The sequence below is a fragment of the Nocardia sp. NPDC024068 genome (genome assembly GCF_040638875.1).
In the GTDB taxonomy this organism is placed as follows: domain Bacteria; phylum Actinomycetota; class Actinomycetes; order Mycobacteriales; family Mycobacteriaceae; genus Nocardia.
The window spans coordinates 74,630-88,223 of the sequence record NZ_JBEZYU010000005.1 but is presented as its reverse complement, the minus strand read 5'-3'; the positions used below and the strand labels follow the sequence as shown (position 1 = coordinate 88,223).

1 protein-coding gene (only partly in view) is annotated in these 13,594 nt (G+C 69.6%); it reads right to left on the bottom strand.

What is annotated here, in order from left to right; genetic code table 11:
- A protein-coding gene (locus AB0F41_RS08480) for a hypothetical protein (RefSeq protein WP_357422124.1) crosses the window boundary here: on the bottom strand, positions 1-13,594 show its start. Its footprint begins 14,471 nt before the window's first position; 13,594 of the gene's 28,065 nt are visible here — the first part of the coding sequence; it begins with the start codon at positions 13,592-13,594; its stop codon lies beyond the left edge, outside the window.

The window sequence follows — 13,594 nt, the reverse complement described above, 5'->3', positions numbered from 1 at the left end:
GCGGGGTGCCGTAATCCGGGTCCGGCGCAGGCTCGGCCGGTGGCGCTTCACCCAGTTGCGGGGGAACCGGTGCGGGCTTGTCCAGCACTCGCCACATCGCCTCGTACGCGGCGGTTTCCAGCCCGACGTTCGCGAACCGGATCTGGTCCAGGAACCGTCCGACCGTCGCGCTCGGCGAGTTCCGGTCCGCCGCCCGGACCAGCATGTCGTGCAGCCGGACCATATGCGGGCCTGCCACGTCCCGGCCACCGGTCACGACCTGATCGAACGCCTCCGCCAACGCCCACGGGTGGTCCAGTTCTCCGTTGCTGGTCTCGAAGGCCTGCCCGCTGAACTCCGATCTCAGCCAATTCAGGTAGCCCTCGTCGCCCGCGTCCCCGAGATTGCGGCCGGAATAGTGCACTCGCAGCGCATTGTCGACCAGCGTATGCACCGATTCCCGGCCGGTGATGTCCAGTGCTCGCGCCCACTGCTGTACCGCGTTCGTGTAGGCCGGCCGGATCCGCGCACCCGAGTGCGGCGCATGGTAGTACTCGGTGGATATCGGCGGCATCGCGAACTCGCCGATATCCTGCGCTGCCTGGTCGTCGAACGTGATGACTGCCGAACGCCGCATACCGTCGCCGGCGTCCGGACCGGGCACCGTGAGCGCCAAATGGTAGCCGTACCCGAACCCGATGCTGTCGATATCCGCCATCGGATACAGCCGGGCCATATCGGTCAGGCCGCGCGCGATCTCGCGCACGACAACCGGATGTAGTCCGTCACTGTCGAATCCGAATACGGTCAGATCCGGATTGCCCAGCGTCTCCCGCAGCTCGGCCTGCAGTTTGTCCGCCACCTCCACGGGTGTGAGTGCGGACCACTCGTCGTTGCTCGGTGCGCCCAGCACCCATTCGGGGTGCTCCACCATGACCACACGACTCAGGTTGACGTCGGGATCGAAGCCGGCGGCACGTGCCTCGACACCGTCCTGGGCCACGAGCAGGTCGTGGAGAAGAACGAAATGCTCGGCTGCCCGGTCCCGGCCGCGAACAACGACCTCGGCAAACGCGTCGGCCAGGATCGTATCCGGCTCCCAGGAGGACCTCCGGCGCCTGACACTGGACGTGTCGAAAACGTCCAGCGTGTTGCTCATCCAGTCGAGGAAGGCCAGCCGGTGCTGGTCACCCAGCCTGTTGTACGAGTAGTGCTGAGCGAGGGCTTCCACGACCGAACCCTCGGCGAACCTGCCGGTCGTTCGATTGATCATTCCGGCGAACGCCCGCGCGGTATGCCGGTAGGTCGAACGCGGGTCGGCCCGGTCATCGGAGCCGGCTCGGCCGGAGCGCAACCGGAGCGTCCCGTCGACCGTGGCGATCGACCGGGCCTCATGTGGCGATCCCGGGAGTATCTCCACACCGCGCAACGCCACCCCGGGATGACGCGCCGTCAAATCCGCTACCGCGCGCGCGAACTCGCGCACCTGAGCGGTACCCACCGAATCCGGCGGGCTGGAAGGATAACCCTCCATCCATCGATGCGGCCTGGAATCGGGCGCGGGTGTCCAGCCGAAACCGTGTACCTCGAAATCCGGGTTCCCGGTCACCGCACGAACATGGTCGCGAAGTTTGTCCCCGATTTCCGCCAGGCCGAGACCCGACCATTCGTCGGAATCCGGTGCGCGGAGCGGATCGGTATCGGAGCCGGCGGGGTCGTCGGTCCCCATGAAGTCCGGCGGATCGGTCCCGCGCCCGGCCCGATCGCCGGCGGGCGGCCGATACCGCCCGGCGGGGTCGCCGGCGGATCGCTGACGACCCGAGCCCTCCGGTACCGAGGTGTCCGCGAGCGGGGCGAGCAGCAGGTCGTGCAGCAGCCGCCGCACCTCCGGAACCTCCGGGCGCTGCGACTCGGGCAGCAGTCGCGTCAGTTCGACCTCGGCAAAAGCCTCGGCCAGCGATTCGGCCTCGGACAGCGATCCATCGGACCGGAAGCTGTATCCGGCCAGCTCGCGGCGCATCCAATCCGGGAATCCCCGCGCCGGCCCGCCGACCTCCTCCGCGTAGTAGCGCAGCAGGGCACTCTCGACGATCCGCTGGGCATCGCGCCGGCCCGCATAGTCGAGTCCGTGCCCGAACTCGTGGGCGACGACACCGTAGAGCGGCCGCAGCAGGTAGTGGTCGTTGTAGTTTCCCTCGTCGATCCGGTCCCGGATGGTGCGCACGAGAGTTTCGGGGCTGCGCGCGTATTCGGATCCGAGGGCGATCGTATCGGCGCGGGCGACCTTGGTCGTCGGATCCGTGACCGGTTTGGTCAAGGCGATCGCGCCATTGAGATCCGCGATACCGACGCTGCGCAGATCGACTCGGGGATACCGCCGGTACATCTCGACCACGGAACGCGCGAAATCCTGAACGACGGTCGGATTCAGGTCCGGCAATCCGAACCCGTACACCTCGAACCCGGGGTCATGGGCCAGATCCCGCATCACCTCGCGCAGCCGCAGGCCCACCTCGACCGGTTCGAGATCGGACCATTCGTCGGTGGGCACGTGCAGCAGTTCGGCATCCGCCACCGGATCCGGCGCCTCCCCGGCCGGCCGAGCCTGTCCGTCCCCGGCTCCGAGGAAGTCCGGTGCGTCGGTGCGGCCGCCGTCCCGGTCTCCCGGGGGCAACCGGTTCTCGTTCTGTCTGTCCCCACCGAAGGGCATCCGGTCCAGGAGCCGGCCCATCCGCCCGCGGGGCCTGCCCTCCGCGGTGAGGGCGGCGGTGGGGTCGTTCAGGATGCCCGCGATTCGCTTGACCAGGGCCTCGGGTGTATCCGCGGTCATTCCCCGGAAGTACCGGGAGAGCGTGTTCTGGCTACCTTCGATCCCGAGCGGCGGGGGCACCCGCCAGCGGCCGTGCCCGTCCGGTTCCAGGTACACGGACAGGTGTCCGGCGCCGAACGGGAAGACTTCCAGCCGGTGATGGCCCGGACGCCGGGGACCGCCGGAGCCCACCGGAACCTGCCGGGTGTGCACATTGTGGGCGACCCGGGCCGGATGCGCCGGACCGAGGGAATCGCCGTCCGCCATGACCCGGGCGTGACCGATGGACAGGAAGTCGTCGCGGAGCGAGCCCGGAGTCCGGGGCCGGTGGGTGTCTTTCTGATCCGCTTTCGTATAGAAGGCCTCGGGGCCGAGCTGTTTCAACCAGTCGGTGAGCCCCAGATCCGTCAACCCTTCGGACCGGAACCTCAGATAGTGGGCGAGCATCTGGTCCCGCCGGCTCAGCCAGTCCCGGCTCCGGTAGGGCCCTTCGGCCGTGGCACGGTTGACCGGCGTGACGACCGGTTCACCGTTTTCGTCCGCCGTGACCTGCTGATAGTCGAGCTCGTAGGGACGTTTCCAGAGTGCGTCGCTGTACTCGGGGTGCAGCAGGCCCAGTTCGTGCAGGGCATCCACGTGTTCGCCGGGCCGGGCGTAGATCACCAGGCGCGGATGCGGGTCCAGAACCCGCAGCACCCGGTCGGTGAGCCGCTGGGGCCGGTCACCCATCCGCTCGGGCGGAGCGAAGCGTTCCAGCTCCGCGTCGACCGCCCGGCGGGGCATATCCGGATCGGCCTCCTGCGCCGAGTTCCGCGCTCGATCCGCCGCAGTGGGGTTACCCGGCAAGAACAGCTCTTCGGGATTGCCCCACGGCACACCGCCACGGTCGACGATGGCGCGCACGACATCCTGGACGATCTCGGCATCGTCGAGGCCGGTCTTGCGCAGATAACGCTCCAGAGCCTCGACTCCGGCGCCCCGCGCGGCCTGCTCCGGTGTCTCGTCCCCGGCGGCGCGCCGCTGGGCGCGCGCGAGCTCCTTGTCATAGGCCTTGCCGTAGGCCTGTTCCGCGGGCCCCTCCGGAACGTATCGACCGAGGTCACGCAGGATCCGCAGGCCCTCGATCTCGTCGGCCAGACCGCGGGCCCGGCGCCGCCGGTCCGCCGGTGTGTCCTCCGGGATCCGTTGCGGGTTCGGTGGTTCGGTGCCGTCGGCCGTCGAGATCCCATGCGCCCGGTCCCAGACTCCCGCGAAATGCTCACCCAGCGGGACCCCATCGACCAGCGGACCCTGACCATCCAGATGGGCCCGCACCGCACGGAACCCGGCCCGATGTCCCGCCGAGTAGAACCAGCCCGCTTCGCCGCCGAGCATCTTGCGGGAACCGTAGGCGGATTTCGCGGTCTGGTATCCCTGGATGAAAGCGTCCGCGTAGATACCGGCCAAGGGATCGCCCGGACCCGGTTTCGGTCGCTGGACCCGGACGTCGATCAGATCCCGGAAGGCCAGCGCGTACGCTTCCGCGACCCGGTCCAGCATCAGCGCGCAGTACTCGTCCCGCGGCAGGTTCAACCGCTCGGCGGCGGAGTCCACCTCCGCGAACTGATCGGCCATCCGCGCCGCGTAGACGAGCTGACGCGCATGCTCGGCGGGAGTGTCACCGGGATCCAGGGTGAGGGTGCGGGTCACCGGGTCGTAGCCCGCATCGATACCGAGGCGGGTGCGGGTGCCCGGTACCCGATGCGCGCCCGCCTCCGGCTCGGCGCCGAATACGATCTCGACACCGTGCCGGTCGAGGGTTCGCTTCGTCCAGCCCTCGGTGCCGAAGGACCCCGAGCGGGAACCGGCTTCGTGCAGCTCGGAGAAGGCTTTTCTCCTGGCCGTCTCCAACGCTTGTGCGAGTTCGTCCGGGTTTGTACCGGCCTTGCCGCGAGGCGACGGAGAAGTATCCGGTCCGGGAGGCGGCTGATCGCCGCGGACGGAACCGGTCTCGCGGCCGACCGACACCACCCCGGAATCGTCGATATGGATCCGGATCCGCTCCGGTCCGGCGCCGTCGACCCGAGTGGTGGCACCGGGGATATCCCGGGCGACTGCCGTCCTGATCTGCTCGAGCAGACCGTCTCGTACTCCGCTCACTCGGGTGCGCTCGTCGGACAGCCCGGTGAGCAACCGGATATCGGCGGCGACGCGGGGGTTCGACGACAGCCTCGCCCGCATGGCCAGATCGTCGAGAACCGCACTACGGGTGCCATTTTCGAGAGCAGGAGGCAGACCGAGTTCCGCACGCAGCCGCTGGGCCGCCCGATCCCAGGCGTCTTCGATGCCGCGGAGCTCGCGCGCCATACCGGCCTGTTCCCGGACAAGCCTCTCGACCTCGCGCGCCGCGCTGCGTGACGACGGGATGTATTCGTCCATACCCACCGGCTTCGGCGCCCTGACCTGCGTCGCGTCGGCTCCGTCCGGCCGCGCCGGGCCGGGCGCCGGTAGGTCCGAGGAGTCGAACAGCGGATTCGACAGGAGTGCCGTCGCGGCCTCGGCGGCCGCGAACCGATGCAGGGATGCGGCGTTGGGGTCGTAGGGGACACCGTCGGTGGCGTATCGGACGGCGGCGTCATACGCGGCCAGGTACGCGTTCTCCAGTTCGCGGCGAAGTGCGGCCGCCACCGGATCGGCGACACCCGGTGCCGCCGGCTCGTATCCGGCCCGGCTCATCTCCCGATGGAATTCGGCCTGCCTGCCGAACGCCTCGGCCTCCACCCGCGCCCGGGCCGCCGCGGGGTCGGATCCCTCGAGCGCGCGGACTCCGGGCGGGGTGATCTCCACCCGGCCCTGCACTACCGCCTCCGCGAGTACCGCCGCACGAATCACCGCCGCCGCCCGGCCGACCTGGCTGCGGCCGTTCGCCCCGATGAACACCTCCATCGTCCGGCCGTTGAATTCGTCCGCGCGGCTCGGATCCGCTCCCGGCTCCTCGAACCGGATCGTCGCCCCGGCCTCCCGCAGAACCCGCAGCGCTTCACGTCCCACTCGACTGTGCGACAGCAGTTCCCGCACCTGGGCGGCGTCGGCATCATGGGCATATCGCCAGCCGTGCAGTTCGCCGTCCGGCGAACGCGTCAGATCCAATGCATCCCGGTCGGCGGCGTCCGGCCGGCCGTCTTCGGGAGTCGGGTCGCCCGCACCATCGGGAGAACCGTCCCGGTACGTTCCAGCATCCCACCCGCCGGTTCCGGGTGGGAGCATGCCCTCCGTACCAGGCGGCGGTTCTCCGAGCGTGGTGTCGGTGAACCAGCCGAAATCCGCCCGCGGCGGTTCGACACCGGCCGACCGGAGCAGCAGGTCGTGGAGGATCCCGGCCGGCGAGTCCTGGTCGTGGGCGGGCCACCCGTCAGGGTCGGGCCGGCCGAGCGAGACCGCCAGGAACGCCTCCGCCAGCGCCTCCGCCGGGTTCAGCTGCGGGCCGTCCCGATGGAAGCTGTACCCGCTCAGCGATTCACGCAGCCAGGTGAAATAGTCGTCCAGGCCGGTGGCATCCGGATGCAGTTCGAAGAAGCGCCGCATCAGGGCGCCGTTGGCATCCTCGCGCGCGCGGTGCCCGCCGAGCGCGTCGAGGACATGCCCGAATTCGTGCACGGCCCGCGCATAAGCGGGACGGTCCCGCACCACTTCCGGAAACCAGCCGCTATCGGCGTTGTAGTCGGTGCCGCGCCGCACGGCCGCCGGATTGCGGGCCATGTCCGGGTTGAACTCGATCGCGTCCGCGCGCCGCACGCCGTTGTCGAGCACCCAGCGGGTATGGCCGAACACGCCCGGTTTCATCTCCCGGAAGCCCACTGCGTTCAGCTGCGCGGCAGGGTGGGAGGTGAACATATCGACCAGCGCTCGCGCGTACTCGCGCGCGACCTCCGGGTGCACCTCCGGACGGTCGAACCCGTAGACCCGGAACCGCGGATTACCGGTGAGGGCGCGCAGTTCGTCGCGCAGCCGCTCGCCGACCTCCTCGGAGTTGAGATCCGACCACGAGTCGTGTTCCGGGGCGCCGAGGACTTCGGCGTCCGAGGGGGGAACCGGAACCGGCCCGGTGTCATCGACCCGTGGAATCGGGCCGGTGTCGTCGTTCGCTCCGGGCGACGGGGTGTCGTCGACTCGTGGAATCGGCCCGGTGTCGTCGTCGGCCCGCGGTATCGGCCCGGTCTGATCGTCGACCCGCGGAATCGGTTGCGTATCCCCGATTTTCGGGATGGGGCTCGTATCGCCGGCGCCGGGCACACGGCCCCGGTCGACGGAACCGGTCGACGCGTCGGAGCGGATTTCGCCGATGACATCGACGCGGACCGGGACACCGTCGCGCTCGAGGTCGAACCGGCGGACCGTGATATCGCCGTCGGCCGCGGTCCGGACCTGGTGGTATTCGACTTCCAGGGTGCCGTTGTGATGTGCGGTGAGCAGTTCGTCGCGGGCCCGGGCCAGCGCCCGCCCGGTATCGCTGCCGGGATCGATACCGCGCGCCCGCATCTGTGCTGGGGTCTCGGTCAGCAGGGTCGCCAGATTCCGGTCCATGGCCAGGGTGCGGCGCAGATACTCCGGCGAACCCTGCTGCGCGTCGGCGATCCGCGAGCCGCCCAGTGTCGAACCGACTCCCTTCGCTTCGACCACCAGCAGCCTCGGCGGCTCCCCCGGCACGAGGACCGCGATATCGACGACGTTCTTTCCAGTGCTCCCGCCTTCGTACGGGGTGAGCTGAATCGCGCCGGGATGCAGGCCGGGATCCAGCGCGTAGGCCAGCCCGCCGATCTCTCCGAGTTGCTCGGAGGTGATGACCTCCTGCCGGACCAGATCCCGATACCGGTCGGCCCGTGCGTGCAGATCGTCGATCGCGGCCAGGCGCGCGGATCGCTCGTCCTCGGTGAGTCCCTCGTCGTGCAGGACCAGCTGCTGTTCGTAGGAGATCTCGGCCTCGATCTTGTTCGGGGTGAGATACCGCAGATCCGCGAGGTCGATCCGCGCGATGAGCCCCACCTCGACCGCCAGTGCCTCGAGTTCGGCCACGACGCGATCGCGTTCGGCCTGCAGCGCCAGCCGAGCCTCGGATACGGCGCCGAGCCGGTCGGCCACCTCGACGTCGGTGACCCGGAACGGTTCCGCCTCCCCCGGTTGCGCCCGGTACCGGTACCCGCTCCCCTCCGCCAGCGGATCGGGCACCCAGCCGTGCTGGTCGCGGAGTCGGAAGTCTTTGTCGCGATAAGTATTCGGCGGATCACCGCGATGATGCGAGCGGCCGCGGGAATCGCGGTAGACGGGATCGCCGGCATCCCGGCCGGTGGCATCGCCGGGTGTAGAAGTCGGCGTCGGCACCGGGCGTTCGGCGTCCGGCCCGCGATCGGGCACTGTGCCCCCGGCCGGATCCCCTGCGGTGGACTGGTTCCGGAACACCAGCCCCCGGAGACCCACGTCCCGGACGTGATCGGCCAGCCGGCCCGCGAAACCGCGGTCCGCGGTCCGCGGCACCGCGGCCAGCAATGTGTCGTAGATCAGCGACACCACCGGGCCGGCAGTATCGCGGCCGACGATTTCCACATGCTGGAATGCCTCCGCCAGCGCCTCGGCGGGCCTGAGCCGGCCGTCCCGGTGCAGGCTGTAACCGCTGAGGTTCTGTGCCAGCCAGTCCAGATATCCCTCGACCGACTGCTCGCCGAGATCGTTGCTCGAGTAGTACTCCAGCAGTACTTTGTCGAGAGTGCGCGCCGCGTGCCGCATACCGGCGAAGTCGAGTGTGTGCCCGAACTCGTGCAGGATCGTCGCGTACACGGGCCGGCCCAGGGCACTGGAGTAGTGGAACCTGCTGTCCGTGCTTTCCTTCACGAGCTTGAGGAAGGGCCGGGGCGCGGTCGCAAGGGGCAGATCGAAGTGGATGTACTCGGCCGGGTATCCCCGCCGCGAGTAGTTCACACCCAACCTGGACTCGCCCATCACCCGGCTGCCCAAATCGGCAAACGCCACACTGCGCAGGTCGGGCTGCGGGAACCGGGCGTAGATATCGGTGATCGCCCGTGCGAATTCCCGAGCGATCTCCGGATGCACCTCGGGGCCGAATCCGGACACCCGGAACCGGTGATTACCGGTGAGTTCCCGCATCACCTCCTGCAACCGATCACCGACCTCGGCCCCGGACAATCGCGACCACTCGTCCACGGGCGCCCCGAAACGCAGTGCCCAGTCCAACTCGGACAACCGGTCGACGGACAGCTCTTCCCCGGCGGGGAGCCTGGGCTCCACGCCGTCCTGCGCGAACAGCAGGTCATAGAGAGCCCGCACCTGCTCGGTCACATTTTCCCGGCCCCGCAGGACGACATCGGCGAATGCCGACCCCAACACCGTTGCGGGATGGCGCTCGACCCGGGTGCCCCATTCGCCGACCTCGGTGCGCAGCCACGTGTGGTAAGCGGCCGAACTCCACTCGCTGTCCGTGCTGGTGAAGAAACGCCCGACGAGCAGTCGGTGGGCGAGGACGGATGCCTTGCTGGAAGGCGAGTGGCCGGTCGCACTGTTGACTGCCTCGCCGAATGCCCGCACGGCCGCCGCGTAGGCCGGGCGCTCGCCCATTCCCGAAGGCAATGCACCCGAATCGACAGCACCGGCAACCCAGTGGAAGCGTTCGGCCCCGAGCGCGTATTCACGGCTGAACCCGATTGTGGCCTGCCGGCCGCCCGAGCCGATCACGACGTCGACCCTGCTGAACGTATCCCAGTCGTACCCACCGACATTCGTCTCGATGTCGATCCGCACAACCGTGGGCCCCGGGAACCGGCGGAACATATCGACCATCGCCCGGGCGTACTCCCCCAGGACATCGGCATCGAGCTCGGGATCGTCGAAGCCACGCACCTCGAAATCGAAGTTCCCGGTGAGTTGCCGCAGTTCACCGGCCAGCCGCCGCCCGATCTCCGCGGGGCCGAGGCCCGACCACTCGTCGTCGGCCGGAATGCCCGGCCGGTGCACCGCATCCGCGCCCGGATCCGCCGGACCGTCGGTCGAATCCCGGGCCGGATCGGCGGAGTCGCGGTAAGTGGGGTCACCATCCTGGTCGGACCGATAACGACCGGCGTCGGTTCCGGATTCCGGTGGCGCCCGCCGCGCGTCCCCGCCCTCTTCATCGTCCCGGCGACCGGCACCGTCCTCGTCGTCCCTGCGACCGGGGCCGTTCTCGTCGTCCCTCCGATCCGTACCGTCCTCGTCGTCTCGGCGACCGGCGCCGTTCTCGTCGTCCCTGCGACCGGGGCCGTTCTCGTCGGCCCTCCGACCCGTACCGTCCTCGTCGTCTCGGCGACCGGCGCCGTTCTCCTCGTCCCGGCGACCCGCACTCTCCTCGTCGGACTCATCGTCCCGGCGATCCTCGTCGTCCCCGCGGCGCCCTTCGTTGTCGTCCGGCGAATCCTCGTCCCGGGTGGGCGGGGCGGAATCATCGACGGGCCGGTCCGAGATCCGGGTCTTGGGTTTACGGCGGGCCTCGTCCCAGCGGTCGTCCGCGTCCGCCCGGTGCTGCTCGGCCCTGCGATCGGCTTCGTCCGCGCGATCACGGAACCGGTCGGCGAGTGGAGAGGGGCCGTTCTCGCCGACCTGATCCGCCATCGCACGCAGGTACTGCCCGCTCAGACGGTCGAGCCGGGACCGCAGATCGGCCGCCTCCGCGTCCCGGCGCGCGGTGTACTGCTCCTCGGTTTCCCGGCGTTGCCGATTCTCGTCGAAATCGTTGCGGCCGTGGCGCAGGTACTGCTCGGACGAAGGCCGGATGCGGCCGTCGTGTCCGGTCGGGCGGACGACACGGCCGGCGCCGTCCAGTAGTGTCGCCGAAACCCGGCGGACCTCGGCGGGAGCGTCCGGCGGGAAGCCGCGCCGGCGGGAAGCCGCCGGATCGGACACCTCGATGCGATATTCGCCGGTGAGCGGGTCCATCCGCACCGTCATCGAATAGGCGTGCGCGCCGACACCGTGTTCGTCGGCCGCGCCCGCGTACTCGTCGATCACGAAGGCGCGCGGACCCTTACCCGCCGCCACCAGGCGCGGATCGGTGCGCGCCGCCAGACGCATCAGTTCGTCGGCGACCGCCTGGTGCCGGGCCCGATCCGGGCCCTGATCGGGGTAGTCGTAGAGATTCCCGCCCAGCGCATCCTGGATTTCGGCGCGCGACATACCCTCGGGTCCACTGGGCTCCGCGGGCGGCCTGATCCGGTCGCTTCCGGTCTCCGCCTGCAGTTCGTCCAGCGTGAGACGGGCGCACTCGCCGCGATTGTCCGGGTTCTGGGCATCCTCCGGCTCGTCCGGGTTCCGATCTCCGGAGTCGTCCGGGTCATCGGGCCCATCGGGATCGTCCAGGTCATCGGGATCGTCGGGCGAGCGCTCGGCCTCGTCGTCGGGTCGAGCCTCGTCGCGGCGGGTGGTCCGGGATTCCGGACCCCGGTTGGAGGTACGGGATTCGCTGTCCCGTCGCGATGACGAAGTATCGGCGGGGTCACCCACGGGCGTGGGCAGCGGCACCACATCTTCGGGCCCGATCCGCCCGTCGCCGACATCGCCAGGCTGCCGCCGAGTGTTCGTATCCTGCCCGTCTTCGTTCTGCCGGTTGTTCGCGCCGGGGGCCTCGGAATCGGTGCGCCCGGCCCGGATCCGGTTCCCGTCGGTCCCGGGGTAGGGCGCCCGATCGGCGGCGCCGGCCCGGTCACCCGGACGCGCGCGCGACGGCCCGTCGGAACTCCCGGACGATCGCGAATCACCCGGAGTTCCGGCCGGTGCCCGCGTATCGCCGGTTCCGCCGGGCGTGTTGGTGGAACCCGGCGCTGCCGGACTCGACCCGCCCGCCGTCGACCCGGGGGCGGCGGGCGCCGAGCCGGGCGCCGGAGTACCGGGGGTAGCGGACGGGATCGCACCGGCCGGCGGAGTCGGGCCACCCGCCGGCGCTCCGGCCACGGGCGCGCCCACAATCGGCGGCGGCGAATCAGAGCGGGGAGTCGCGGTGGGGGAACCATTCGCGCCGGAGTCGCTTCCGGCCGAATCGCGATCGGAATTCTGGGTGGTGTCGCTCGCGCTGTCCTGTTGACCGGTGACGATATCCGGATCCTCGGACCGGTCCCGCGGCGCGTCCGAATCGGAATCGGCGACCGCGCCGGTGCGATCCTCCGACCCGTTGCGATCCACGCTCCCGGCGCCGGAGTCGGTCTGTTCGCTGCCCCCGCCGCGGTCGGTGCTCCCGCTCGAAGTGTCCGAATCGGACACCGGGGCCGACGGCTGCCCGTTGGAGGACTGACCGTTGGACGACTCGCCGTTGGTGGAATCGCGGTTGGATCCCGAGTCACCGTTGGTCCCCGGGTCACCGGTCCCCTCGGAATCCGTATCGGTCCGGCTCGGGCCGGACTCGGATCCGGTATCACCGTCGGCCCCCGATCCGGGACCGTCTTCGTTACCGGCCGGCGAGGTGCCCGGCGCCTCCCCGGAACTATCCGGACCCGATCCGCCGGTATCGGCCGGATCGTTCGCGGCGCCGTTGTCCGTATTCGTATCCAACCCCGGCGCGCCGTGGTGCCCGTTCGCTCGGGAACCGTCCTCACCGAGCCCCGCCGACGGACCGTTCGGATTTCGTGCCGGGCTGCTGGTCTGCGTCCCGTCGTCGCCGCCCAGGCCACCCGAACCGTCACCACCGCCCGGCGGCAGTCCGCCCACCCGGGTACCGGGCCCGTTGACCACCTCGTTGATGCGGTCCATGAAGGAGCGGTCGCCGAACTCGTTGCGATAGCCCTCGCTGAACTGGCCGATGCCCCGGCTGCTGTAGAAGTGGTTCGCGCCCACCTTGCTCACACCGGAGGCCAGGCCGTTGGTGGCTCCGGAGACCAGCGCCAGCGGACCGAACTGCTGGGGCAGCGTGGACATGGTCTGTTCCATCGCCTTGTCCCAGCCCTCGGCGGTGAAGCCCTCCTGGGCCCAGATCACCGCGAATTGGGTGGGGATGGCGGCCATGGTGCCCGCCAGTCCGCCGGTGAAACCCGCGACAGTTCCGGTGATCGCGCCGTTCACGTAATTGCGCAGCATGCCGCCGGTCTCGTTCCGCAGCGCGTTGCCGAGCACATCGCCCACCGGGCCGGCCGCCGCGCCGCCGGCGGCGGAACTGACCACCGTGACTGCGATCTGGCCGAGGTTGAAATCCGGTCGATGCCCCGCCTCGACCTGATAGGCCTGGATTCCGACTTCCTGGATTGTTCCCAGAATCGTATCGATGGCGACATGCCGCATCATGAAGCTCACGAATTTGTTGGCGACGATTCGGAAGATCGCCTGCATCACCCGCTGCCCCAGGATGCGCACCGCCACCCGGGTGATCGCGACCGCCGCCGCCGTGACCGCGGGCGCCGTGGGAGGAAAGATCCAGGCCGCCGCGATTTCCGCCGCCAGGAGCACCAGCGACGAGATGTACATCAACTTGGTGTATTCGATCTCGGTGCCGGTCTCGTACGCCGAATCGCCGAGTTGCCGGAAGTAGCCGGCCAGTTTCGGTACCGATTGATCTTTGTCGGAACCGTCACCGGAGATGAGGCTGTCGAAAGCCTTGATCATCTCTTCGACGCCGTCGCCCTCCGGATACGCGTACAGCGAAGCGCTTTTCGCGGACATGATGTCGGAGACGATGTCCTCGAGGGAGTCGGCCGCATTGCGCCAGTCGCCGCCCAGCCCCCACATCTCGTCTTCGTTGCCCTGGGGCCATTCCACACCCGCAAGCCAGGAAAGGTGCTGCAGCGGACCCCAGAGCTCGATCAT